Annotated in this window: 15 protein-coding genes; 8 read left to right on the top strand and 7 right to left on the bottom strand. The window is 70.0% G+C overall.

All coding sequences use genetic code 11. The features are described 5' to 3' along the window. Nucleotides 1–181: 181 nt before the first annotated feature. Nucleotides 182–1,693, top strand: a complete 1,512-nt coding sequence (locus tag ACFYXH_RS09460) for a class I adenylate-forming enzyme family protein (RefSeq protein ID WP_389561503.1) — start codon at nt 182–184, stop codon at nt 1,691–1,693. Between the two features lie 169 nt (nt 1,694–1,862). Here ACFYXH_RS09460 and ACFYXH_RS09455 read toward each other — a convergent pair whose 3' ends face one another. After that, nucleotides 1,863–2,375, bottom strand: a complete 513-nt coding sequence (locus tag ACFYXH_RS09455) for an EF-hand domain-containing protein (protein ID WP_389561502.1) — start codon at nt 2,373–2,375, stop codon at nt 1,863–1,865. A 112-nt stretch (nt 2,376–2,487) separates the two neighbouring features. Then, nucleotides 2,488–2,862 (bottom strand): STAS domain-containing protein, encoded by a 375-nt coding sequence (locus tag ACFYXH_RS09450; RefSeq protein ID WP_385300502.1) that lies wholly within the window; start codon nt 2,860–2,862, stop codon nt 2,488–2,490. Between the two features lie 283 nt (nt 2,863–3,145). On the opposite strand from ACFYXH_RS09450, the gene ACFYXH_RS09445 reads away from it, so the two are divergent. The 4 genes from ACFYXH_RS09445 to ACFYXH_RS09430 all read left to right on the top strand — a co-directional run bounded on the left by ACFYXH_RS09445 (nt 3,146) and on the right by ACFYXH_RS09430 (nt 8,895). Continuing rightward, on the top strand, nt 3,146–3,727 hold the full coding sequence (locus tag ACFYXH_RS09445) for a sigma-70 family RNA polymerase sigma factor (protein WP_362681580.1): 582 nt from the start codon (nt 3,146–3,148) through the stop codon (nt 3,725–3,727). Beyond that, nucleotides 3,724–5,055, top strand: a complete 1,332-nt coding sequence (locus ACFYXH_RS09440; RefSeq protein ID WP_389561501.1) for a maleylpyruvate isomerase N-terminal domain-containing protein — start codon at nt 3,724–3,726, stop codon at nt 5,053–5,055. Before ACFYXH_RS09445 ends, ACFYXH_RS09440 begins: the two co-directional genes overlap by 4 nt. A 553-nt stretch (nt 5,056–5,608) precedes the next feature. Continuing rightward, on the top strand, nt 5,609–8,329 hold the full coding sequence (locus tag ACFYXH_RS09435) for an NACHT domain-containing protein (RefSeq protein ID WP_389561500.1): 2,721 nt from the start codon (nt 5,609–5,611) through the stop codon (nt 8,327–8,329). Further along, complete coding sequence (locus ACFYXH_RS09430; protein ID WP_389561499.1) at nt 8,326–8,895, top strand: hypothetical protein; 570 nt, start codon at nt 8,326–8,328, stop codon at nt 8,893–8,895. Before ACFYXH_RS09435 ends, ACFYXH_RS09430 begins: the two co-directional genes overlap by 4 nt. Before the next feature lie 274 nt (nt 8,896–9,169). Here the strand turns inward: ACFYXH_RS09430 and ACFYXH_RS09425 are convergent, their stop codons facing one another. From ACFYXH_RS09425 to ACFYXH_RS09405, 5 genes are all read right to left on the bottom strand, one after another. Continuing rightward, complete coding sequence (locus ACFYXH_RS09425) at nt 9,170–9,655, bottom strand: hypothetical protein (RefSeq protein ID WP_389561498.1); 486 nt, start codon at nt 9,653–9,655, stop codon at nt 9,170–9,172. Beyond that, the gene (locus tag ACFYXH_RS09420) at nt 9,655–13,581 is read right to left on the bottom strand and encodes a DNRLRE domain-containing protein (RefSeq protein WP_389561497.1); all 3,927 of its coding nucleotides are present in this window, start codon (nt 13,579–13,581) and stop codon (nt 9,655–9,657) included. The genes ACFYXH_RS09425 and ACFYXH_RS09420 overlap by 1 nt, the downstream gene beginning before the upstream one ends. A 781-nt stretch (nt 13,582–14,362) precedes the next feature. Further along, nucleotides 14,363–15,760: an amino acid permease gene (locus tag ACFYXH_RS09415; RefSeq protein ID WP_389561823.1), complete on the bottom strand. Its 1,398-nt coding sequence runs from the start codon at nt 15,758–15,760 to the stop codon at nt 14,363–14,365. Nucleotides 15,761–16,317: 557 nt separating this feature from the next. Next, nucleotides 16,318–17,712 (bottom strand): NAD-binding protein, encoded by a 1,395-nt coding sequence (locus ACFYXH_RS09410; RefSeq protein WP_389561496.1) that lies wholly within the window; start codon nt 17,710–17,712, stop codon nt 16,318–16,320. Between the two features lie 144 nt (nt 17,713–17,856). After that, nucleotides 17,857–18,162: a trypco2 family protein gene (locus ACFYXH_RS09405; protein ID WP_389561495.1), complete on the bottom strand. Its 306-nt coding sequence runs from the start codon at nt 18,160–18,162 to the stop codon at nt 17,857–17,859. 36 nt (nt 18,163–18,198) lie between these two features. On the opposite strand from ACFYXH_RS09405, the gene ACFYXH_RS09400 reads away from it, so the two are divergent. Genes ACFYXH_RS09400 through ACFYXH_RS09390 form a run of 3 tightly spaced genes read left to right on the top strand, consistent with a single transcriptional unit; the run spans nt 18,199 to nt 24,538 of the window. Next, entirely contained in the window at nt 18,199–22,074 is a 3,876-nt protein-coding gene (locus ACFYXH_RS09400) for a tetratricopeptide repeat protein (protein WP_389561494.1), read from the top strand. Then, nucleotides 22,071–23,219, top strand: coding sequence for a hypothetical protein (locus ACFYXH_RS09395; protein ID WP_389561493.1), 1,149 nt, complete (start codon nt 22,071–22,073; stop codon nt 23,217–23,219). Before ACFYXH_RS09400 ends, ACFYXH_RS09395 begins: the two co-directional genes overlap by 4 nt. After that, nucleotides 23,216–24,538 (top strand): extracellular solute-binding protein, encoded by a 1,323-nt coding sequence (locus tag ACFYXH_RS09390; protein ID WP_389561492.1) that lies wholly within the window; start codon nt 23,216–23,218, stop codon nt 24,536–24,538. The genes ACFYXH_RS09395 and ACFYXH_RS09390 overlap by 4 nt, the downstream gene beginning before the upstream one ends. Nucleotides 24,539–24,555 lie beyond the last annotated feature (17 nt).

The following is a 24,555-nucleotide window of genomic DNA, read 5'->3' as shown; positions in this document are numbered from 1 at the left end:
GTGTCCCCTCCGGCGTACGGAATCCGACCGCGAATCCGATGGCGTGTCTGATGGCGAATCCAACAGCGAATCTGATGATCCGTCAGAAAGCAGGCTAACCCCGCACCCCTGGACCGACAAGGCGGTGAGCCCTACGCTCTCCGCACGATCTGACTATCCGTCAGCAACGGAGGGGCCGGGCATGAACGAGACCGCACACGCCCTGGGTGAATCGCGCACGCTCTGGGAACTCGTCGAACGCCGCGCCGGGCTCACCCCGGACCGCGCGGTGCTGATCCAGGACGACCGCAGCCTCACCTTCGGCGCGCTGCGGGACCGCTCCGAACGGGTCGCCGCGGGACTGTACGAACTGGGGGTGCGGCCCGGCAGTGTGGTCGCCTGGCAGCTGCCGACCCGGATCGAGACGGCGCTGCTCTCCTTCGCGCTCGCCCGGATCGGGGCCGTACAGTCGCCCGTCATCCCCTTCTACCGGGACCGCGAGGTGGGCTTCGCGCTACGGGAGTCCAAGGCGGAGTTCTTCGCCGTGCCGGGCACCTGGCGCGGCTTCGACCACTCCGGCATGGCGCACCGCCTCGCGCTGGAGCTCCCCGAGCCGCCGCTGGTCTTCACGGCGTACGACACGCTGCCCGACGCCGATCCCTCCGTACTGCCGCCGCCGCCCGCCGACGGGACATCCGTCCGCTGGATCTACTGGACCTCCGGCACCACCTCGGACCCCAAGGGCGTGCTGCACACCGACCGCTCGTTGATCGCGGGCGGCTCCTGCCTGGCCCACGCGCTGCAGCTGTCGTCCGACGACGTCGGCTCGATGGCCTTCCCCTTCGCGCACATCGCCGGGCCCGACTACACGGTGATGCTGCTGCTGTACGGCTTCCCGGCGGTGATGTTCGAGCAGTTCGCGCTGCCCGCCGCGCTCGAGGCCTACCGCAGCCACGGTGTGACGGTCGCGGGCGGCTCCACCGCCTTCTACTCGATGTTCCTCGCCGAGCAGCGCAAACGGCCGGAACACAAGCTCATCCCCAGCCTGCGGCTGCTGGCCGGCGGCGGAGCGCCGAAGCCGCCGGAGATCTACCACGCCGTCGTACGCGAGATGGGCTGCCAGCTCACGCACGGCTACGGCATGACCGAGGTCCCCATGATCACCATGGGCGCGCCCGACGACACGGTGGAGATGCTCGCCACAACGGAGGGGCGGCCGCCGGAGGGCATGGAGATACGGATCGTGGACGGCGAGGTGCGGCTGCGCGGCGAGGCCGTCTGCCGGGGATATCTGGATCCGGCCCAGAGTGCCGACGCCTTCGACGGCGAGGGCTTCTTCATCACCGGCGACCTGGGGTACGTCACCGGGTCCGGGCATCTCGTCCTCACCGGCCGGATCAAGGACGTCATCATCCGCAAGGGCGAGAACATCTCGGCGAAGGAGATCGAGGACTTGCTGCACGAGCACCCGGCCGTCGGGGACGTGGCGGTGATCGGACTGCCGGACGCCGAGCGGGGCGAGCGGGTCTGCGCGGTGGTGGAGCAGCCGGAGGGCGCCGAGGAGTTGAGCCTCGGCGCCCTCACGGCGTATCTGCGCGAACAGGGGCTGTCGGTGCACAAGCTGCCGGAGCAGCTGGAGGTGGTGGAGGGGCTGCCGCGGAACGAGACCTTGCGGAAGGTGCTGAAGTACAAGCTCAGGGAGCGGTATTCGTGACGGGCGCGGGCAAGTCCGGCAGGTCCGGGCTCGGGTCCCGGCCCGGGTCCGGCGGGTCCGAGGGAATGTCCCCTACCCGCCCGTGCCCGGGCAAGCCCCGGACCTCGTATGCGGCCTTCGGACGCATGTCCTCAATCGCCGGACGGGCTCCACGGCTACGGCTTCACGGCTACGGCTCCGGTGTGACGAAGTACGAGGCAAAGCCCGTCAGGATCTCGTCCTCGGTGATCCTGCCGTCGCCGTCCCCGTCCAGCGCCGCCGCAACCTGCGTCGCGATACCCGGGGCCACCCCGAGCACCCGTAGCACCCGCTCGGCGGCGGAAGGGGTCACACCGCCGCCGTCCTCGTCGGCGATGGCGATCACGGCGTGGAGGAAGGGGCGGGCGATCTCGGCGAATCGCTGGGGATTGTCACGCAGTCTCTTCACCGCACCCGTGATGAACTCCTGGCGGGTGACCCGCTGGTCCCCGTCCACGTCGGCGATTCCGGCCATGCCCTGCCAGAACGCCTCCGCACCGCTGTAGAGGGCCTGGCCCTTGTCGCAGCGGGCGGTCGTGGAGAACTCGGCGAGCAGCGCGGCTGCCGCCCCGCTGAAGTCCTCACGGTCGATATAGCCATTGCCGTCCTGGTCGAAGGCGGCGAAGCGGGAAGCGATCTTGCGCTCGTACTCTGCGCTGTCCATGCGGGGAGCGTACGACCCCGAGCACTGACGCGTGCAAGTACTCCGCCAATTACGTCAGGACGACATCCAGGCGGACGGCCGGTGACGGCGGAGAGTCACGCCATGACTGCGGTCAGGCGGAGAGCGGCTGGGCCTCCTCGTCGACGGCCGAGCCCGCGTCCGCGTACACCTCGAAGAGCCGGCGCACGCCGAGGGCGGCCAGGACCCGGTTGACGTGCGAGCCGTCCTCCGCGCCGCGGGCGGGGAGGATCAGCCGCATCCGGCCCTGGCAGGAACGCAGCAGCCGGCGGGCGGCGATCAGCACGCCGACGCCGCTGGAGTCGCAGAAGAGCACCTCGGAGAGGTCGAGCACAAGATCGCGGCGGCCGACGGCGACCGCGTCATGGACATGCTGACGCACCACGGGTGAGGACACGAGGTCCAGCTCGCCGCAGACGTGCAGCACGGTCCACGCGCCGTGCCGGGTCTCGTCCACCTTGAGCATCATGACCGGACCTCTCCTCCTGCCGATCCGGAGCCGTGCGACCGCCGGCCGGCAGACGCCGGCCGGCGGACACGGAAATCCGGAAGCTGTCCTTCCCCTCGCGGCTGCCCCACCGCTCACCCATGAAACACGATGCTCACAGCCGAAACACGATGCTCACGGCCATCGGTCTCCCGGCATCCCGGCCCTCCTCCGGCGCACACTTGCCGCAAAGATGCGTGCGTCCCCGGCCCCGCGCACTACATTCGAAGGGGCGACAGGCACAAAGCGCACGCTTGGGGGCCGTATGGCAAAGGACACACCACCGCGCTGGGACCGCAGGATGCAGCAGCGGCTCGCGCGGGGAGAGGCCGCTGCCCTCGGCGAGCTCTACGACAGGTTCGCCTCGCTGGTGCACATGCTCGCCCACCGGGTGCTCGACGACGACACGGCGGCCGACCAGGTCACCCGCGAAGTCTTCGGCTACATCTGGGAGAACCCCGACGCGTACGACCCCAAGCAGGGCTCGATGCGGTCCTGGGTCGCCAGACTCACCAACAGCCAGGCCGTCCACCGGCTGCGCCAGACCGAGGCCGCCGCGCTCGCGGAAGGCGGCGAGGGCACCACGGAGGAGCTGGAGCAGAAGGTCCGCAGGGCGGCGGTGGCGGCCCGCGCCGACTACATCGTCACCTCCATGCCGGCGCCGCTGCGGGCCGCACTGGAGCTCGCCTATTTCCAGCGCAGGGACTATCGCCAGACCGCGGCCGACCTCGGGGTCACCGAGGACGAGGCCAGGCGCCGGCTGCGGCTGGGCCTGCAACTGCTCTCCACCGCCCAGACCCGCCCCCTGGAGGGCTCGTCCCCGCCCCGATACGGACGCTCCTTGTGAACGGGCCTCTGGACGGCGGCCGCGGCGCCGACGACGACGGCCGCGACGAGATGCGCGGCGTGCCGCGTATACCGGGACCGCGGTGGGCGCCGGACGATCTGGAACCGCCGGCGCGCATCGTCCCGCTGCCGCCCGTACCGACCGCGCCGCGTGTGCCGCCCGCGCCGCCCGTACAACCGGGTGGCCGGCCCGAGGCGGATCGTGGCGGACCCGGTGGCGGCGACGGGGAGGGGCCTTCGCACAGCGTGCTGAAGTCCCTGCTCGGCGCCTGGGCGCTGTCCGCCTGCTCCGCCGAGGAGACCGCGGCCGTCGAGGCGCACCTCGGCGACTGCGCGCCCTGCGCGGACGAGGCCCTGCGGCTGCGTGACGCCGTCGCTCTGCTGCACACCGACCGGGACCTGGACCTCGACCCGCTGCTGCGCTTCCGGGTGCTCGAGAACTGCCTGGTCCGCAGGCCCGCCCGTATCCCGGTACCGGCCTGGGCGACTCCGTACGACGCCGAGACGGCGCGGCTCGACGCGCTGCTGCGGGACATCGGCGACGCGGAATGGCATGCGCCGGTGCGCCTCAAATGGTTCGAGGGCGAACGGCAGGTGATCCGCAGAACGACCGTCGCCGGAGTCATCGGCCATCTCATGAGCGTCGACGGACTGGTCGCGGGCGCGCTGGGTCTGGACGATCCCCTCGGGTCCGACGCGCCGAGAGTGCCCACCGAGCGCACCGAGGCTTTCTGGCGCACCGCGGACCTGCCGCCCACCCGTACCGTCCGCGAGCCCTGGCGCGACCAGAGCCACACACTGATCCGCACGGTCTCCTTCGCCGGCCGCGGCGCCGCCGAACTGTCCGTCTCGTACGGGAACTTCGCCCTTCCACTGCGGGACTCCCTGCTGGACCGCGCCTTCGAGTGCTGGATGCACGCGGGCGACATCGCGGACGCGGTGGACTACCCGTACGAGCCACCGAGCGGCTCCCATCTGCACGGGATGATCGATCTGGCGGCCCGGATGCTGCCTGCCGCGCTCGCCGACCGCAGACGTGCGGGCCTCGCCGGACCGGCCAGACACCTGGTCGCGGCCGGCGCACCGGGCCGGTCACTGCACCTGGAGGTCGAGGGCTCGGGCGGCGGCAACTGGTACATCGCCCTGGACTCCCCGGCCGCGATCGGTTCCGCGGACCAGGCGGTGGCTCAAGTGGCCCTGGACGGCGTGGAGTTCTGCCGACTGATGGCGGGCCATGTCTCGCCGGAGGAGGCCGCGGCGGGCCAGGACGGCGACCGGGAGGCGATCCGGGACGTGCTGTTCGCGGCGGCGTCGCTGAGCAGGCTCTAGAAGACTGATGAAGATCCTGTCGAGGAGGTGGCGCGACGTGGCCGAACGGGTGGATGGTGACCGACTGCACGCCGGACGGGGCGCGCACATGCTGAGGCGCGCGGCGGCGGCCGCGGTGGTTTTCCTGCGTGTTCTCGCGCCCGTGACGTATGCGGACGGCCGGCCGGGCGGCGGGGTGTGCGACAACTCCGGTCCGACAAGCAGCAGTCTCGTTACCGTGCGGTCGTCCGGACGGCGTTGTTCGCGGTTGTCCGTGGGGGTGCGATGGCTGCGGGTGGCTGTGCTCTCTCCGGGCTGACTTGGTTGTTGCATCACTTCTCCGGATGACGGCGGGGCCGGCGTCCCGGTAGTGGCGAGCGCCGTCACACGCGCCGAGCAGTGATTGCGGCGTCGCCGGGCTCGCGCCGAGTCGAAAGCCGCGCGTTGGGTTGGCGCGGTGCTCCATACACTCGTGTTCGTGGTGATGACCTACCACCGCGGGAGAGGCGACGAACAGGCAAGCAGGTCGGCTACATTCGGCCGTCGCTCACGCTAGAGTCCTCAGAATGACGATATGCCTGGGGGAAGGGTCGTCAGCGTGGCCAGTGAGTTCAGCGCGGTGCTGATGCAGCTGCGGGTCCGGGCAGGGATGACCCAGGAGGACCTGGCAGAGCGTTCCGGACTGAGTGTGAGCACCATCCGCGGCTTGGAGTCCGGCAAGCGCTCCAACCTGCGTATGGCCACGGTTCAGGAGCTGGCCGACGCGCTCGCCCTGCGGCCCGAGGACCGCGAGGAGTTACTCAGCGCCGCCGTCCCCGGAGACCTGGTCGGCGACCAGTACGACGACGTCCCCTCCGCCCTCGCAGTGGGCCAGGCCGTCACCAAGGAGCGGCGTCCGGAGAATCCCGGCTCGGGGTTGGTTTCGGGGCAGCCATCGTCGGTCGCGCATGACGCACTGTCGGACGCAACCGAGCAACTCGCGAGGGCGGTTGCCGCTCACTGGCAGCGCGAGGAGCGACGACTGCAGGTCCAGGATCCGTTCCCACTGCCGGTTCGCTGGCAGGTGACCTCCGAGGTCCTGACCGACCACTGGGCCAACATTCACCGACTCCCCACGGGAGGCACGGACGGCCCTCTCGACCTGGACGGCCAACTGGACGGCATCGCCGAGACGTACCGGCGGATTCCGTCCAGGCGGCTGGTGGTGCTGGGCAGGTCCGGCTCGGGGAAAACAGTCCTGGCCCTGCGCTTCGTCCTCGACCACCTAAAGACACGGACCCCCGGCGAGCCCGTGCCGGTGATCTTCAGTATCGGCGCATGGAACCCCGCCACTATCACCCTGCGGGACTGGCTGACCGATCAGCTGATCCGCGATCACCCCGCTCTGGCCGCCCGAGGCCCCGATGGGGCAAGTCTGGCCTCCGCACTTGTCGAGTCCAGCCTCCTGCTCCCGGTGTTCGACGGCTTCGACGAGATCGCCGATGGTCTGCGCCGCCCGGCGCTGAGGGCCCTCAATGCCAGCACCCTGCCGCTGCTGCTCACCAGTCGCCCGGCCGAATACATCAGCGCGGTCAGGGAGACCCACCCGCTGGCCTCCGCCGCCGCGATCGAGCTGACCGACCTCACCCTCGACGACCTGGCCCAATACCTACCCCGCACCACCCGCAGGGCCGACCGTGCGAACCCCGCGGGCGCCTGGGAGCCCGTACTGGCCGAGTTGGGCGAGCAGCCACCGGACGGGCCCGCGCCCCCTCTCGCCACGGTCCTGACGACCCCGCTGATGGTCACGCTCGCCCGCAGCATCTACAGCGACACCCCCGGTCGCGACCCTTCAGAGCTCCTGGACAACCAGCGGTTCGGCAGCCGGAAGGCGCTGGAAGACCACCTTCTGGGCAACTTCATCCCCACCGTGTACCATCATCGACCCGAGCGGGGTCGTGCCGGCCGACACCGCCACGGCTTCACCCCGGAACGCGCCGGGCGCTGGCTCGGCTACCTCGCTCAGCACCTCAACCAGCTCGAAACCCCGGACCTGGCATGGTGGCGCCTGGGCACCGCCATGGACCGTTTCTCCCGCATGTTCGCGCTCGGGCTCCTGACCGCGCTGGTCGTCGGGGCGACAACCGGGCTCGGGAACATCGCCGTGGACGTGATCGCGACGTCGCACGGGCTCGGGTACGTCCTCAAACGCGGGCTCGTGGTCGCGCTCCTGCACGGACTCGTGGCCGGGCTCGGCTCCGGAATCCTGTACGGGGCGGTCGGTTGTCGGAGAGCGGCAGAACCAACGCGCCTACGTGTCCAGATCTTCGGCAGTACCAGAGCGATGCGCACGCGGTTCCTCCCCAGGTTCACGCTCGGGCTCGCCCTCGGGCTCCTGGCCGCGCTGGTGCTGGAGCTCGTGGACCAGGTCGCGCCCGCGGGGCTTGGACTCGACGACCGGCTCGGCAGCGCGCTCGTGTTCATGCCTGGGGTCGGGCTCGGTACCGGGCTGATGTTCGGGCTCATGGCCTGGCTAGAGGCCCCGATCGACATCCGGTCTGCCGTCAGTCCCGCCGACCTGTTGAAGACAAACCGTCGGTACGTGGTCTTCTCTCTGCTCACCTGGGGGCTCGTGTTCGGGCTCGCAGCCGGGCTCATCAAGATGTTCACAGCGGGGTCTGGGTTCGGGCTCACGGCCGAACTGGCGACGGCCTTTGGACTCGCGCTCGGGTACTGGTTCAGCTTGACCGCTTGGGGTCAGTGGATTGCTCTGGCCCGCATCTGGTTGCCGCTCACCGGGCGGTTGCCCTGGGCATTGGGCGCCTTTCTCGACGACGCCTGCGGACGAGGTGTCCTGCGCCAGGCCGGCGCGGTCTACCAATTCCGCCACGCGCGACTCCAGCACCACCTTGGTCGAACCTTCGGACTTGTGCCGGATCCAGTACCCCGGCGTCCGCCGGACGACCTCACCGCGGCCGATGACGCCCTGTCGAACTCATCCGCTGGATCGGTCCTGTCGAGGGGCGGCAGAGCCCGTGATGTGCCGTCGCTTGATGATCTCTTTGCTTCTCACGCCGCCCGTGTGGCCGGGATCCTCGATGGTGCCTCACACGAGCTTGAAGAGGCTGATCCAGGTACTTCAAGTCAGATTGGCACGTTGGATCCAGATGAGGCACAACGCCTCGCCAGAGAGGCGCGGGAGGCCGTCAACAACGATCTCATTGAGCTGTTCCTGAAGCTTGGGCCGCCTCCGGAAGCGGCCAATAGTGATCACTACGAGCCCATCAACAGCGGTGGTGGGGGGACCCGAGAGTGACTACGGACGACGCAGGATCCCTCCCTGTCCCGCAGCATCAGCAACCTGAGCTGCTCGAAAACATGGCGGCCGAGGCACATCGGCTTGTTGCGCAGTGGGCTGAGGCACCCCCAGAGGTGTTCCGGGCGGCTCTCGCCACAGCTAGAGCCGAGAGGGCTCTAAGATCGGAAGAGACCGTGCTCCGGCTTCGACTGAATTACGACCTGGAGAAGGAGCGCATCCAGGCACAGAAGGACGAAGGCGAGCGGCAGGCCCGCGCGGAACGTGAGGCGGCGGAGCGGGAAGCCGCCGCGCAGATTGAGAAGCTGAGCCATCGTCGACATGTTGTGAACGTGGGCGTCGGCGCAGGCATATCCATCGCTCTTCTGGCTGCGGGCATTGTGGTCGTTGACTCAGCTCCTTGGCTGTCCGTCATCCTGTGCGGGCCGAGTCTGCTCGCGCTCGCGAAGGTCTTCGTGCTCCACCGGAGCGACCCCGACGACATGAAGTTTTTGTCACGCGCCTCGAACAACGCAACCAACGTCGCCTCTCAGTCTCAGCCACCACAGCCGCCTCCCGCACCGTAGTCGGCCGGCGAAAGCACCGGGACCACAGGAGCCGCTGGCGCGAGCTTCGACACTTGTGTGTCAACTTGGCGCTTATCCAACCAGCCGGAATGAGCGGGTATCCATCCGGCTCGAGACCCGGCCGAGGAGTGAACAGCTCAGGGACGATATGCGGTGGGGACTGTCCCGGAGGACGATCGCCACCTTCCATGCCCTCGGTCGAGGACATGCAGCAACCGCTGCCCACAAGTGCACTTGTGGGCAGCGGTTGCACTCGCGCATGGGAGGCCGGTACCTACGGCTTTACAGGATCACCATTCCCCAGTGCCAGCCACCACACATCGTCGTCCTGGGTGAGGTCCACCACCTGTCGCCGCCCGTCGCCGAAGCGAAGTTCGACGGCGGCCAGACCCGGTGTGACGGGGTCTGATACGACTGCTTCGACCGGCTCGTCGGCGTGTGTGCCGTATCTGGAGATCAGGCCCTGTGCAGCCCGCTCCTTATCGGTGTACCACGGGGCGCCGATACGGGCGAGGTCCGAGGCGTCACCGGCTTGAAGGCGTTGCACGTACACCTTGACGAGCAGTTCGACCTCGCGGGCGACCTCCCCCGCCTCGGGGTATCGGGACTCCACGGGCCGGACCGTCACAACCACCGCGGGTGTATCCGCCAGTGCGTAGGGGGCCGGCTCGCGAAGCATCCACCAGGCGGAGCCTGCCGCCCCCAGGCACAGGGCCAGGGCCGCCGCTATGACCCAATTGCGTCCAGGGAGTCCGCGCATCAGTACCACCCCGGCTTGACGTGCACGATGTCCGCCCACGTGCCCCTCTGGCTGTTGACGTAGACGTCGAGGCGCTGGTTCAGACGGTTGTTGTTGTGTGCGGTCACGTAGGCCTTTCCGTTGGCCATCTTGGTGACGACGCCGGCGTGGTCCCAGCCCCCTCTACCACCCCAGTTGAAGATGACCACGTCACCGACCTTGGCGTACTGCTGCTTCGACTCCGTGTTCACCGCACCGTCACTGTGCCGGGCCAGGAACAGCCGCATCGTATCGGCGACGGTCCAGGAGTAGGAGTTGGTGTAGTAGAAGCCAACTCCGGAGTGCGGCGGCGCCGAGTTCTTGAGCCGCCACCAGTTGTTGGCACTCTTCTTGTCCTTGTTCACACCCTTCATGCGCATGCCGCCGCCGTGGTACAGCGCCTTGGAGACGAAGTTGGTGCAGTCCTGACTGTATTCGTGGCGGGAGTTCCAGTGGTCCCTCGCCCACTTCGCCGTGCCACTGGCGTTGATGTTGGCGTACGGCGTGAACTGCCCTGCGTACGGCGAGGGCGAGCTGGCCGAGACGGTGACCGTGCGGGGGGCCACCGCGGCGGAGCTGTCGTTCTCCACGGTGCCGTAGGTCACGGAACCGAGCGCATCCTCGCCCTTGGCCAGCTCCTGTTCGTACTGGCCGGCGTTCATCCTGCTGCGCAGTACGGGCGCGTCGCCACCCGAGAAGGTGTAGAGGACGGTGGTCTCGCCGGTCTCCGGGTCCGACGGGGTGTCCGCCAGCGTCCGCTGCTCGCTCACCATGGCGCGGACGGCCACCGTTCCATCGGCGGCGGGCAGCACCAGGGCGTCGGAGAGTGCGGACGTGATCGACGTGTAGGTGAGGCTGTCCGCCTTCAGTGCGTCCCGGGTGTCGATCAGCCAGGACTCCTCCGACTTCAGCAGCCACGCGTACTTCGCGGCGTTCGGGCGCCCGTTCACTGCGGCGGTGGCGCTGTTGTGCGTGCCGGTCGTCAAGGACGCGGCGGATTCGAGGTATTCGCCGATCGCCTGCGTGTACGTGGCGCTGTCCAGCGGGGCACCCAATGGCTTGATCGCCTCGCTTGTGCCGGTGTCACTGCTGCCGTACGCGTTCGACGCGCTGACCTGGAAGGTGTACGACGCGCCGTTGGTGAGTCCGTTGATCACCATGTCCGTGCCGCTTGTCGTGCGCGTGGCCGCCACGGCACCGTTGGAGTCGAGGGCCTTCACCTCATAGCTCAGGACCGTGTCGTTGTACCCGCTGTCCTCGCTGGCACCCCAGGTGATCAGAGCTCCCTTGTCCCCGGCTCGGGCGCGGACCGCGGTGGGCGGTGACGGCCGCGTGGCCGCCCCGTACTCGACCGTGAGCGTGGCCGACGTGAAGCTGATGCCCGCAGTGCCGGACGCGCCGTCGGCCTTGCGGAGCACCAGGCCATGATTGGCGTTCGCACCGTCGGTCCAGCCGGTGACGAGGCCCGCCACGTCGGTCGTCCACGGTGCGGTGGCCGTCAGGTTGGCCTCCGGGGCCGTGGCGGCGTCCAGCTCGCTTCCCGTCCCGGTCGGGGTCCAGGCCCCGTTGAGGGCGTGAACATCCAAGTCGGGCGTTGTCGCGCTCGACTGGAGCTTGAGCACGGCGTTGGTCACTCGCGCACCGGCCGGGATCATCGACACGTCGGCCTTGAGGTAGGTGCGCCATTCCTTGCCCGAGACGCTTCCGACCTTCAGCGCGGTGCCGGTCTCCCCGACGCAGTCCGAGCCGGTGCAGACGGTGGCCTTGGTGAGTGCCAGGTCCACCGAGGAACCAGCGGCCGCCGGGGTCGGCTCCGTACCGGAACCCGCGGCGATCGCGGTCTTCTCGGTCCACGGCGAGCACTTGCCGGCGTAACAAGCCCTCATCGACCAGTCGAACGGGCCGCCGGAGGTGAGCCGGTCGGCGGGAATCTGGAAACCGGCGCGCTCCCCGTTGGGGACGAGCTGGGTGCCCAGGGTCGTCTGGGTTCCGGCGGCGTTGCCGAGCCGGAACTGGGCCTCGATCATGCCGCCGTTGGGCGAGGTGACGATGCCCGTGACCAGGGGTGAGGTGGTGTCCGTCGCCCCGGCCTGCAGCTGCGTGGGAAGGTCGGCGGGCAGAACGTCGCTCGCGTCGACCCGGAAGGTCGTCCAGCTGGACCAGTCGGAGGTGTCAACCTTGTCACTGGTGCGCGCACGCATCCGCAGATGGCTGCCGTCCGGCAGTTTCGACGCGGTGGGAATCTGCACCGTGGCCACGGTGCCCGGCGCGAACTCCGCGGTCTTCCCGGTCCAGGTGTAGGTGGTGTCGGCGAACGCAGGATCCGGTTCGACCTGGAATTCCGTGATCAGAGCGGACTCGGCGTCACTGTCGCCGACCCTCGCCTGGAGCGTGGGGGTCAGCGACCCCGCGGTCATCAGCGTCGTGCCCCCCTTGAGCGGGCTGACGTTCAGCTCGCCGGGAGGCGTCGGCGCGGAGTTGTAGGTGACGATCAGCGACGGCTCGGTCGCCGAGTCGTGCGATCCGTCGACGTAGTTCGCGGAGCGGTAGCGGCGCCAGGTGAGGGGGTCGGACTCGTTCACGGCCGCCAGCCGCACCCCGTAGTTCGGCTGGCCGTCGGCCCACGCCTGGACGATGCCGTCGACGTCCCAAGAGACCTGTCCCGCGGGGCAGCTGGAGTTGTAGCCCTTCGCCACCTTCGACACGGGAGCCGATGCCGTGGTCGTGCTCGGCTGGCTTGCCCAGGAAATGGCCGAGGGGTCCCAGTCGGCGGTCACGCGCCGGACCTGGATACCGGAGTTGTCCGTCGAGCAGGAGGACGACCAGTAGGAGTACAGCCGCAGGTCGGCGTCGAGGACGTGCTTGCCGGCGAACCGGGCCGCGTCGAACTTGAGGTACGAGCGAGCGCGCTCAGTCCCGTTGTACGTGCCCGCCTTCAGCTCGGTGGACCCGCGCTGGGACGTCGGATAGTCGTCGCCCTGGATCCACGTGTCCGTGACCGGCCCGAGCAAGGTGTTGGTCGGGTCCACGGTGACGGGGTACTTCACGTCGGGGTCTTCGAGGAACGACGGGTCCGGCTTGAGTACCAGCGTCTGCCCGTCCGGGCCGCCCTCGACGGAGGCGGTGACTTCGGTGACCTCTGCCGGTTCCCCCGAGCGGGCCTGCTCCTCGGCTCCCCACATGACGGGGACGGGCGCGGTGGCCACATCGCTGCCGTTCTCGCTCTCCCACAGCAGCCGCTCGTCGGAGGTCTCGCGGAGCTTCAGGCCGTCGGCAGCCACGGGTATCCGCAGCTCCACCTCGCCCTTGGGACGCTCCTTCAGCACGAGGAGGTGCGAGAAACCCTCCGGCAGCGCTGTGACCACGAGGTCCGCGCCCGGCTGCACATCGGCGTAGGTGGCGGTGTTGCCCTGGATGCTCGGTTCGGGGAGAGGACCGTCCCAGCCGATACCGAGGGTCCGGTCCCCCTCGCTGACCACGGCCAGGGGACCTGAACCGCCGTCGGAGAAGCGGATGTCGGCCGCGGCCTGCTTGGGCTGGACTCCCCCGTCGCGGTGGACGAGCGTGGTGTCCACGTCACGCCAAGCGCCGTCCTCGTCCTTGACCCTCGTCGGCCCGGTGGTCGACTCCTCTGTCACGGAGCCGTCGGGGTTGACATAGGTGGTCGAACTCTCCGTGCGAAGCGCGGTGACCTCCACGCGCTCGCCGAGCCTGGCCGCGCGCAGCCGCGCCGCGCCGATCGCAGCATGGTCGTCGTCCGGCCCGGTCGCCGCCGACGCCACCGGATGGGCGGCAACAGCGGTGGCATTCCCTGCGGGTGTACCGAGCCCGATGGCCAAGATGCCGACCATTGCATAGGCGCCGTACACCAACGCACGGGAATTGGCCGGTCTGTAACGTTTTTTCATGTGTGAGGTCCCCCCTCGTGTATGACAGCGCGAGGATCTTCACACTTCGAGGCGGCCGTGTCCATGCTCTCCTTGATGTTGAGATCCACGGAACAACCTGCGGTTTCTATGTGAAGATGCGCGTCGCAGCAGGTGTCGCTGTCACCGGTGTGCCTAAAGCGTGTTGCACAACCCAAGTAGGTTGGATCCGGCCATGGTTGATAGTTTCCACCGCCCTGTTGTGCCCCGGTTTTTGCTAGTTCAACGGCTGTCTCGAAGCGGGTCCGACAGGCCAACTGGAGATCCTCTGACCGTTGTGCAACACGCTTTGCTGTCCCGAGCCGACGATCCATCCCGACGAGCCGCTGCCGGTGGTGGTCGAGCGGGTGCTCCGTTCGCCGGTCCCGCCCGGTGATGCTCCTGCGCCGACGTGCCGGCTATGCGCAATCGGGGCAATGCCAGCGTCTGGATCCTTATGGCCGAACTGGCCGCACCCGGCGACAAACTGCAGGTCCGCGATGCGATCAAGCCGCTCGAGCGGCAGCTGGCGAAGCTGCGCGCCGAGCGCGACAAGAGGGTCATCGAGCTGGGCGCGCACGAGAAGGCGAAGGCGGACCGGCTCGCGACGTCCGCCGGTGTTTCGGGGATCGACGTGGTGGCCCTGGTGCCTTCTCTGGGCCCTCAGGCGCCCACCAGTAGGCCTGTGGAACCGTCGCCGACCATTCCGCCGCTGAAGATCACACAGGGGAGCGGCCTGCCGCACAGGATGAGCACCCCGAGCAGCAGGCCGGCGGGGAAAGCCCTACCGAGCAGGCAGCACCCGGTCCCGGACCAGCGAGATCGCCACGACCAGTGCCGCGACCAGTGCGGAGAGGATCACCTGCTCGCGTCCGGCGTCGTCGGTGAGCATGTAGACCAGGACGAAGGAGATCATTGCGATGGTCGCCCAGGTCAGGTACGGGAAGAGCCACATCCGTACGACGAGCTTGTCCGGTGATTCGCGCAGCAGGATGGGGCGCATCTTCAGCTGGGTGAAGCAGATGACCAGCCAGACGAACAGGGCGATGGCACCGGAGGAGTTCAGCAGGAACAGGAACACCGTGTCGGGCCACTGGTAGTTGAAGAAGACGGCGGCGAAGCCGAAGACGACCGATCCCAGGATGGCGGCCTGCGGCACGCCGCGGCTGTTGGTGCGGGCGAATGCTGTGGGTGCGTCACCGCGCCGGCCGAGTGAGAAGGCCATGCGGGAGGCGGTGTACAGGCCGGAGTTGAGGCAGGAAAGCACGGCGGTAAGGACGATGACGTTCATGATCTGGCCGGCGTGCGGGATGCCGATCGCGTCGAGTGCCGCTACGTACGAGCCCTTCTCCTTGATCGCCGGGTCGTCCCACCTGAGCAGAGAGACCACGACCAGGATCGAGCCGAGGTAGAAGACGCCGATCCGCCAGATCACGCTGTTGGTGGCCTTGGTGACGGCGCGTCGCGGGTTCTCCGACTCACCGGCGGCGAGGGTGACGATCTCGCTTCCCATGAAGGAGAAGACGACCATGAGGATGCCGGTGAGGATCGCCCCGGGGCCGTTGGGCAGAAACCCGCCGTGGCCGGTCAGATGGGCCAGGCCCACAGATTCGTGGTCGGAGCCGGGCAGTACGCCGAACACCGCCAGAGCGCCGATCACGATGAAGCCGGCGATGGCAACGACCTTGATACCGGCGAACCAGAACTCGAACTCGCCGTAGGAGCCGACCGAGGCCAAGTTGGTCGCCGTGAGGACCACCATGACGATGAGGGCCCAGCCCCACTGCGGGACGGCCGGGACCCATTCCTCGAGGATCTTCGCGCCGGCGGTGGCCTCGACGGCCAGGACCACGACCCAGAAGAACCAGTACAGCCAGCCGATGGAGAAGCCGGCCCAGCGGCCCAGCGCCCGGTCGGCGTAGGCGGAGAACGAGCCGGAGGTGGGGTGGGCCGCGGCCATCTCGCCGAGCATCCGCATGACGAAGACGACCATCGCGCCCACCAGGGCGTACGACAGCAGGATGCCGGGGCCGGCGGCCGCGATCCCGGAGGCGGAACCGACGAACAGGCCGGCGCCGATCACACCGCCGATCGCGATCATCGACAGATGACGGTTCTTGAGCCCGGCACTCAGGCCGTCCGCGGACGGCGTCTGTCCGCTCTCACGGGGTGGCGAAGCCATGTCGGTGTTCGTGGGGTGCGCGCTCATGCTCAGTCCTTACAGAGGAAAGGAATCGGGACAGAGGGGAGAGATCTGGGCAAAACCGGCCTGCGGGGTCGTGCACTTGCCGAGCACGGGTGGGACGACGGTGTGTACGACCACTCGGGAGGCCGGAAGGCCGGCCCGCCGGCTCGGGGCTGCCTGTTCGCGGCCTGGGGCCGTTGTCGATGCCCACGTGTCGGGTGAGGACGGCCGTCCGGCTCATCGGGCTCGGATACATGGAGCCGCCGGGGGCGAGGACACGTGAGGGTGGGGAGCGCCAGGGGGTGACCCGGCGCGCGGAATCGGGGTACGCAGACGATAGGAGCGAGCGCGGCCGGGCCACCATGGACAGATGTCACGCACGCTGGAGCGCTGTTCAGACACATGCTCAAACGCAGTCGCGGATGTGCAGCCCGATTCGCCCTACCAGCACGGCGACGGCCCGGCGCTACGGCAAAGGTCCGGCACGGCGACAACCCGGCGACGGCGGCGGTGATACGGCCGAGGTCCCCGCATCCGGTGGCTGTCGGGACCGTTCACGGCCAGGTGGCCGGATGGCAGCCCGGGAGATAAGCGTCGGCGGCGATCTCCGCTGGGGCGTCGCCTTCTGGCGGGTGGTCGCAGCGCTCTGCCGACGGCCACGGCACGAAAGCCCCGTCCTCGCGCTGCACCAGCAGCCGCTTGCCGTGTGTCACCACGCCCCGCGGCCGCAGCCCGCTCAGGCTCGCGGTCGTATACGCGGCGGTCAGGCTGTTGAGGTCGTGGACGTCGCCGATCCGGAACAGGGACCGGGTCTCTGCGATGGCCTCGTGCTCGCCCGCGCGCATGACCACCCGCAGCTCCGGTGCGACGGCCAGGGCTGCCACCGATACGGCGATGTTGTCCAGGTCGTCGGAGGCCACGGCGGCCAGCGCCTGCGCCTGCTGCAGATTGAGCGTGCTCAGCACGAATCGGTCGGTCGCGTCGGCGATGACCACGGGCACGCCCAGTGCCCTGGCCAGACGCAGCATCGGCGCTGCCGGATTCCGCTCAAGTGCGATCACGCCGATGCCCAGAGCCTGCAGCTGGGTGCAGAGGCGCAGGCCGACCTGCCCGAGCCCGACAACGACCACGTGCCCCGCCCGCGGCAGAGCACGGGAGCCCACGATGCCGACCGCGCGCGGTCCCAGCAGACGATCGACCATCCCCGCGGTGAACACACCGGTGAACACAATGGTGACAAGCATCGCGACGGCAGAGAACACCAGATAGGCGTCCGAACCATGGGCGGCCGCCGGGCCGACGGCAGATACCGTTCGCGCCGCTTCGAACAAAGCCTCCACGGGCGGGCGGTGGTTCAAGGCCACGGCCCAGGACCAGTCGGCCAGCAGCACCGTGAGCAGCCCGGCCAGACCCGTCAGCATGATCCGCGAGCTGCCGTCGTGCGGCCGCAGCTGCCCTCGGATCCTGCCCAGCCGGGCCCGGCACCGCAGCGAGCGCGGCGGCCGCCACGATTCCAGGCGCACGGCCTCCTCCTCCCAACGAGCGCCTATGTGGCCCGCAGGTGTCCCGGTCAGGCTCAGCAGATCGGGCTGGAGGCAGGCGGCAAGGAGAACGGGCGCGGCGACATCGGCCGGCGAGGTGACCTGACAGTTCGGCAGTACGCGCAGGAGCTGCTCACTGACCGTCCGGTCGAAGACCGTCACCACCAGCTTGACGTTGGGGCGGATGTGCTCAACGGCGAGCGCGTAGCGCAAGGACTCCACGTCGTCGTCGAGGAGCACCGCGACGCCGGCCACCTCCCGCCGCAGCGCCCGGCGCAGATCCTCGTCCCCGGGACGGTCGAGGTGACACACAAGGTGTCCGGCCGACTGCAGCACACCACAAACCCTGCGCGCCATGTCGCTGCCGATCACCACGAAGTACTGCCGTGGCGCTGCGCTCTCGGGCATCACTGCGCACTCCCTCACCTGTCGGGTGGTGAGAACGCTAGGGGCCCGCATCGCCTGTGTGCTCGTACCAGTGTCTGACATCGGAGAGCCATGGGTTGTACGCCTGCACAAGACCGAAGGGGGCCTGCCGCTCGAGAGGTACCTTCACTCGCCGCCCACGCTGAAGTTCGGATTGCCGTCGCGCCGCTGCGGCTTCAGCTCGATCTGGATCGTGTGGGTGCGGTCGCGCGCCGCCGAACCGCCGCCGCCCGCCGTGACCACCCCGATCCGCAGCTCGGCCCGGCCGCTGCCCTCCCGCCGCACCTGCACAGCGAACTCCAGATTCACCTTCTCCACACTGAACTTGAGGTCGCGCCCCTCGCCGTCCCGCTGCGCCCGTTCCAGCTCGTCCCGGACCTGTCCGATCACTTCGGCCAGCCCGGCCACCGCGGTGTCGTCACGCTCAGCCATCGCGCACCTCGTCTCCTGTAGTTATCGTTGAGCAGTATGAGGGAGCCGTTGCGCACGTCCAACTCAGTGCCGCACGAAGAGAGTTGGCGAGTCTGTCTGCTCCGTACGCAGGACCGGGCCACCCGCCCACTCGGGGCCGGAGTGCTGCTCCCGGGGGGTCTGGTGCTCACCTGCGCCCATACGGTGCTGTCCCGCCCCGACCGGTCCGGCTTCCGCACCCCGTTCGACACCGTCTATGTCGACGTCCCGCACGTCACCCTCTCCGGCGGCGTCTCCGAACCCCTGCCCGCCCGGCTGCTGCGGGAGTATCTGGTGCCGCCCACCCCGCACTTCAGTGGCGACCTCGCCCTGCTCAAGCTGGACGAGGAGCCGCCCGTGGCGCATGCCGTACTGCACCGCCAGATCCCCGCGCGCAAGGAACCGGTGCACTTCACCGGCTACCCGGAGGACCTGCCGGGCGGCGAGCACCTCGACGCCCGGCTGATGGGGCGGGGCGGGCCCTCGCCCACGCCCGAGTGGGTGCAGCTGGACACGGAGGGTTCGGCGTACGTGGTCCGGCGCGGCTACAGCGGCGCCGGGGTCGTCCAGAGCCGCTCTCGCCGCCTCATCGGCATCGTGGCCCACCAGTTCGGCACCCCGGAGGCGCCCGTCCGGCGCGAGCACGCGTACATGATCCCGACCGAGACGGTGCTGAAGCATCTGCCTCTGGAGCGGCTGGGGCTGACGGTGACGGGGCACCGGGCCGTCTCCCGCGATGTCGCCGTCGCCCCGGACAGGACCGCCTCGGGCCGGGTCCCGGGGCTGCACCGTCGGCTCACCCGCTGGCTGGACGGCGCACCGGACACGGACCCCGTAGAGCTCGCCTTCGCCGGTGAGGGTGAGCACGAACTGCTGCACACGATCCGCTCGGCCCTCACGCTGGCGGACCGGGAGCAGAGCCCGCCGTCCGCGTCCGGGAGTTCGGCGGGCGAGCCGCAGGTGGGCAGCATCGACATCGCCGTCGACGCCACCAACCGCACCGTCGAGAACCTCGCCGTCCACGCCGCCGGCCGCATAGGCCTGGATCCGCCGTCCGGCACGCTCGACCCGGAGTCGCCGTCCCGTACCACCGACCCGGAGTCGCCGTCCCGTACCACCGACCCGGAGTCGCCGTCCCGTACCACCGAACCGGACACCCCGGCCCGTACACCCCACCAGGCACTGCTCGCCCGGATCGCCGACGAGAGCCCGCCGCTCTTCGCCGCCTTCCTCGCCGTCGACCGGTCCGCCTCCACGGACGCCGAGATCGTGGCACTGCTGCGGGCCCTGCGCGCCCGGGACGACAGCCGGCTGCTCCTTGTCTTCAGCGACCGGCGCTCCCCGCTGCTCGCGCAGGTCCGCGCCGAACTCCTCGAGCCCGAGTGGCCCGACCGGCGCGCGGACCGGCTCGGGACGCGCATGGCCCGGCTGGCCGAGACCGAGCAGCGGTTACGGCAGCTGCCCGCGAACCCGGCCACGGGCGGCCGCCCCGCCCCGCGGCGGCCCGAGCCGCGGACGCCGAGGCTCCGCCGGGAGCTCCAACAGCTGCGGCGCGGGAGCCCGTTGTTCGACTCGCCCGCTCTGCCGCACGCGCTGTTCCGGCTCGCCGTCGACATCGAGACGGCCATGCTGGAGGCCGAGAGCGCCGAGCGGGCGCTGACCGGTCCGCTGGGCCCGCACGAGTTCGTGGTGGAGCCGCCCGGCGAAGGTCTCACGGATCTGCCGGTCGTCGCCGTACGCGATCCGGACGCGCTGGTCACCGCCCCGGCCGGGCACCAGCTCGCGGGCGGCGACCGGCTGCACCAGCAGTACGAGGTGGTGGGCCCGTTCGGCCGGGGCAGCCACGGGCAGGTGTATCTCGCCCGCGATCTCCTGCTGGAGAACCGGCCCGTGGCGCTCAAGGGGATCCTCGACCCGGGCAACCCCGCAGCCGTCCTCCAGGCCCACCAGGAGCGGCTGCGGCTGGTCAGCCTCAACCATCCGTCCGTCATCCGGGTGGTCAACTACGCACGGCATCCGTCGTCCTCGGCGGAGTTCATCGTGATGGAGTTCGCCGACGGCGCGCCGCTGGAGTGGGTCGCGGCCCGGATCGCCCGGCACGATCCGCCGTTCTCCGGACCCCGGGTCCGCGAGTTCATCGTCGCGTACGGGCTGCGCATCCTGGACGCGTTCAGCTATCTGCACGACCAGGAAGGTCTCGTCTACGGCGATCTCTCCCTCACCAACGTCCTGCACTGCGGCAACGGCATCAAGCTCATCGACGTCGCGGGCGTACGCGAGCCCGGCGCACCGGGACCGGTCAGCCACCGGCCGCCGGAGACCGGGGCCGCGGGCGAGATGACCACCGCGGGCGATCTCTACACCGTCGGCGCCGTCCTCAGCGAGCTCCTCGCCAAGGCCCCGGCGCCGCCCGCGGACCTCGGCACGGAGTCGCTGCAGCGGGCCCTGCACCGCGCCATGGCACCCGATCCCAAGCAGCGGTACGCCTCCGCCCAGGAGATGGCTCTCCAGCTCCGCGGAGTCCTGCGCGAACTCCGCTCCCTGCGGCTCGGCGTGGAGACCTTCGAGCCGTCGCCGCTCTTCGACCGGGCGGCCACCGCGCTGGACGGGCAGCTGGGCAAGGCCCCGCCGCTGGACCGCTGGCGGGAGGACAGCAGCCGCAGCTACCGCCTCGGCGCACAGGTGCCGGGGCCTGCCGAGGCCGCCGTCGCCCTGCCCGTACCCAAGGCGGATCAACAGGACCCCAACTGGAAGGAGCTGCAGCGCACTTCGTACGACGACCCGGTCGGACTGCTCCAGCTCAGCGGCGAGTGGCTGGAGTCGCCCGAGCTCCATCTGCTGCGCTGCCGGCTCCATCTCGAGCTCGCCCGCGACCAGTTGCGGCAACGGGTCGAACAGCTGGAAGCCGCGACCAGAGAGCTCAAGGGAGCCCATCGCATACTCGGCGACCGGGCCCGCTACGACTGGCGGCTGAACTGGCACCAGGGTCTGATCGATCTCGCCCACGGCCGGCTGCGTCCCGCCCTGACCTCCTTCGACGAGGTCTACCGAGCCATTCCGGGCGAGTTCGCGCCCAAGCTCGCGCTCGGCTACTGCCACGAGAAGCTGGCCGACGACTGGCGCGCCGCAGGGGACGACAGCGCGCCGCAGGCCGCCGAGGCGCGGGAGGCGCACGAACAGCAGGCCATGCAGTTCTACGAAACGGTCTGGCGGCGCAACCATGCGCTCGGCAGCGCCGCCTTCGGGCTCGCCCGGATCCATCTCGCCCGCCGCAGCCCGGAACGGGCCCTCGCGTCCCTCGACGGCGTCCCGCCGGACTCCCGGCACCGCACCGCCGCCCGTACGGCGATGGTGCGCATCCATGCGAGCCTGCCCGCCGACGGCACGCCGCCGACCGTGGCATCGGCGGTGCGCGCGTACGCCGCACTGCACCGGCTGGTCAGCCACGAGGGCCTCACCGACCGGCAGTCCCAGGAACGGCTCACCGCGGAGCTGCGCGAGCTCCTCCTCGAACTGGTCCACGCCGCACGGGAGAAGGGCGAGGAGGCCGATCCGCCGGCCGAGCTGCGCGCCTCGCTGCCCTCCGCGATAGACGTCCCGGCCACGGAACGCGAACTGCGCGAGCAGCTCTCCGCCAGTTACCGGCAGCTGGCGAAGCAGGTGCCGCGCACCGACCGGGCCGAGGACGCGGCCCTCGCCGAGGCGCTCCTCGACAACGCCTACCGGACCCGTCCTCTAGGCCTGAAGCACCACCGGGACCGCGACCGGAAGCGGGACCGCGACCGGGACCGCGACCGGGAGAGGCACGACGGCCGCCGTACGGGAACGCCGCCGCGGCCACTGACCGCCTGGCTGCCACGCTCGCTGCGGCCCGGCTCGGGGGAGGGCCGATGAACCCGCTGAACCGCCTCGCCGCACCCCTGTCCCGGGCACTGCGTGCCCTGCCTCGGGCACTTCCCGCACCGCGCCGCCTCTTCCCCGCACTGTGGCGTCGCGCCACCGGCCGTACCGCCGAGGGCAGCCGGCCCACCGCCGCGTTCCTGCGCCGCCGCATGCTCGTGCTGCCGGCACTCGGCGTGATCGCCCTCGCCCTCTCCGCCGCCGCCTACGGCGACATCCACGGCCGTACGGAACGGCTGCGGGACCGTTGCACACCCGCGCTGGTGGATCTGGCCGAGGCCCGGACCTCCCTCCAACTGGCCCAGGAGGAAGCCGTGTCACGACTCCTCCGCACCCCCGGGAAGCCCGGCCTGGTCGAGCTCGGCGAGACCTACCGCTCGCTGCTCACCGAGGCTTCACAGAGCCTCAACCAGGTGGCGCAGTCCAGGGCCCTGCACAAGGCGCAGGAACAGGAACTGCGGGTGGTGTCGGGTCTGGTCGTCGCCTACGGAGACAAGATCGCCTGGGCGGACCGGCACCGTACGACCGACGTGCTGCGCACGGCCGGGGTCGGCTACGCCGCCGACATGCTGGACAGCCCCAAGGGCACGACAGCCGGTACTCCACCGCAGGAGCCGACCACCATCCTGGACCGCATCAGAGAGCTGGAACGCCAACTACGGGATGAGAACCGGGACTTGGCGGCCTGGAGTCCCTTGACAGTGACGGCCGCCGGCGCCGCCGCACTGGCGGCCGCGCTCTTCGCCTTCGTCCTCGTCGGCACCTCGGTCTTCCTGCGGGACCGGCTGCGGCTGATCAGCCTGCAGTTGGCGGTGGCCGCGGTGCCGGTGCTCCTCACCCCCGCGCTGCTGGCCGTCGGCGGCGCACAGGAGCACGGCGCACAGGAGCGGGTCCGTACGGCCGTCGGCGCCCTGGAGAAAGTGCGCGCGGATCGCGTCACGGCCCCTCGCCGGATCGAGTCCACCGCGCTCGACGCGGCCGCCGTGATGCGCGGCACACATCCCGACGGCTGGTCGATGACCGCGGGCATCGCCGTGCCGGCCGGCGGCGTGGGCGCGCTCGCCTGCGGAGTCACGCTCTTCCTCTACGGCCGCCCGTATCCGGCCGGCCGCACCCTACGGAAGTACGGGGACGTATGAGGTGCTTGAGGGTTGTGCTGGCCGGCTGTCTGCTCGCCGCTGCCGCCGTGACGGCCGGCGGTTGCTCGGCTACGGATGAGGAGCGGACGCTGGTCGTCCTCGGCCCGTGGACCGACGGCGAGGAGAAGCCGTTCCTGGCGGCGCTGAAGGGCATCGAGAAGCGGACCGGACGCAGTTACGTCTACAAGGGCACCCGTTCCCTGCGCGAGACCCTGGTCGCCCAGCTGCAGGCAGGTGCGCCGCCGGATGTGGCGATAGTGAGCAGCCCGGGCGACCTGGCGGCGTACGCTCGCGCCGGGGACGCCTATCCGCTGCCCGAAAGCGTGGTGGGTGCCGCGGTTCCGCCGTGGGCGCCCGCCGTCACCGTCGACACCAAGGACGGCGAGGCCCGTACGCACGCGTACTGGGCACCGGTGCGGCTGGACCTGAAGTCGATCGTGTGGAGCCACGCAGCAGATACCGGGAAGACCCCGGACTGGTGTCTTGGCGTGGGTTCGGGCGCGACCTCGGGCTGGCCGGGCACGGACTGGGTGGAGGATCTGCTGCTGCAGCGGCAGGGACCCGCCGCGTACGAGAGCTGGGCGACCGGCAAGACCCCCTGGCCGGAGACCAGGCCGGCATGGGAGCAGTGGGCCGGCATACTCGCCGCGAACAAGGGGGAGCTCGGAAAGGAGGGGCTCGAGAACGGCTTCGAGCTGCTCAGGAACGGCGGGTACGGGCTGCTGAACAGCGGCAGGTGCACCCATGAGCACCAGGGCTCCTTCATCCGCCGCCACTACACGGACGATGTGCTTCCCACGCCCACCGCGCGTTTCCTCGGTTCCACCGAGTCCGGAAAGTCTGGAAATTCCGCAAAGCCTGGAAGGACTGGGAAGGCTGGAGGATCCGGCGCGAACGCCTTCGAGGTCTCCGGCGACATGGCCGCGGTGTTCAAGCCCAGCGCCGCCGCCTGGGACCTGCTCGGCCGGCTCACCTCCCGCGCGGCCCGCGACGACTGGGCGAATGCGGCGATGCCCGGGGAGCGGCCGTACTTCCCGGGCGGGACCTTCGGCGCCCTGCCGCAGTCGCAGGGCACCCGCGACGTCCAGAAACTGCTCGAAGGAGCCGGCCAGATCTGCCTGGACGCCTCGGACGCGATGCCGCCGACCCTCCGCGACGCGTTCTACCGCGCCGTACTGGAATTCCTGGGCCACCCGCAGGACCACGATCTGCTGACCCGGCTGCTCAAACAGCTTGAGGCGGAGCGGATCCTGCAGCAGCGGGAGGGGGCGTTCGTACTGGACGATCTGTGCGACAACCCCGTCGGCGCCTCGCCGTAGACGGCCCGGCTGCCAGG

Source organism: Streptomyces sp. NPDC002730, from assembly GCF_042888805.1.
In the GTDB taxonomy this organism is placed as follows: domain Bacteria; phylum Actinomycetota; class Actinomycetes; order Streptomycetales; family Streptomycetaceae; genus Streptomyces.
This window is presented reverse-complemented; position numbering and strand designations above follow the sequence as displayed.

Bases quoted from the DNA above. Each gene is read 5' to 3' on its own strand.
- ACFYXH_RS09460 (WP_389561503.1), top strand. From the start codon at position 182: ATGAACGAGACCGCACACGCCCTGGGTGAATCGCGCACGCTCTGGGAA.
- ACFYXH_RS09455 (WP_389561502.1), bottom strand. From the start codon at position 2,375: ATGGACAGCGCAGAGTACGAGCGCAAGATCGCTTCCCGCTTCGCCGCC.
- ACFYXH_RS09450 (WP_385300502.1), bottom strand. From the start codon at position 2,862: ATGATGCTCAAGGTGGACGAGACCCGGCACGGCGCGTGGACCGTGCTG.
- ACFYXH_RS09445 (WP_362681580.1), top strand. From the start codon at position 3,146: ATGGCAAAGGACACACCACCGCGCTGGGACCGCAGGATGCAGCAGCGG.
- ACFYXH_RS09435 (WP_389561500.1), top strand. From the start codon at position 5,609: ATGCCTGGGGGAAGGGTCGTCAGCGTGGCCAGTGAGTTCAGCGCGGTG.
- ACFYXH_RS09425 (WP_389561498.1), bottom strand. From the start codon at position 9,655: ATGCGCGGACTCCCTGGACGCAATTGGGTCATAGCGGCGGCCCTGGCC.
- ACFYXH_RS09420 (WP_389561497.1), bottom strand. From the start codon at position 13,581: ATGAAAAAACGTTACAGACCGGCCAATTCCCGTGCGTTGGTGTACGGC.
- ACFYXH_RS09415 (WP_389561823.1), bottom strand. From the start codon at position 15,760: ATGGCTTCGCCACCCCGTGAGAGCGGACAGACGCCGTCCGCGGACGGC.
- ACFYXH_RS09410 (WP_389561496.1), bottom strand. From the start codon at position 17,712: ATGCCCGAGAGCGCAGCGCCACGGCAGTACTTCGTGGTGATCGGCAGC.
- ACFYXH_RS09405 (WP_389561495.1), bottom strand. From the start codon at position 18,162: ATGGCTGAGCGTGACGACACCGCGGTGGCCGGGCTGGCCGAAGTGATC.
- ACFYXH_RS09400 (WP_389561494.1), top strand. From the start codon at position 18,199: ATGAGGGAGCCGTTGCGCACGTCCAACTCAGTGCCGCACGAAGAGAGT.
- ACFYXH_RS09395 (WP_389561493.1), top strand. From the start codon at position 22,071: ATGAACCCGCTGAACCGCCTCGCCGCACCCCTGTCCCGGGCACTGCGT.
- ACFYXH_RS09390 (WP_389561492.1), top strand. From the start codon at position 23,216: ATGAGGTGCTTGAGGGTTGTGCTGGCCGGCTGTCTGCTCGCCGCTGCC.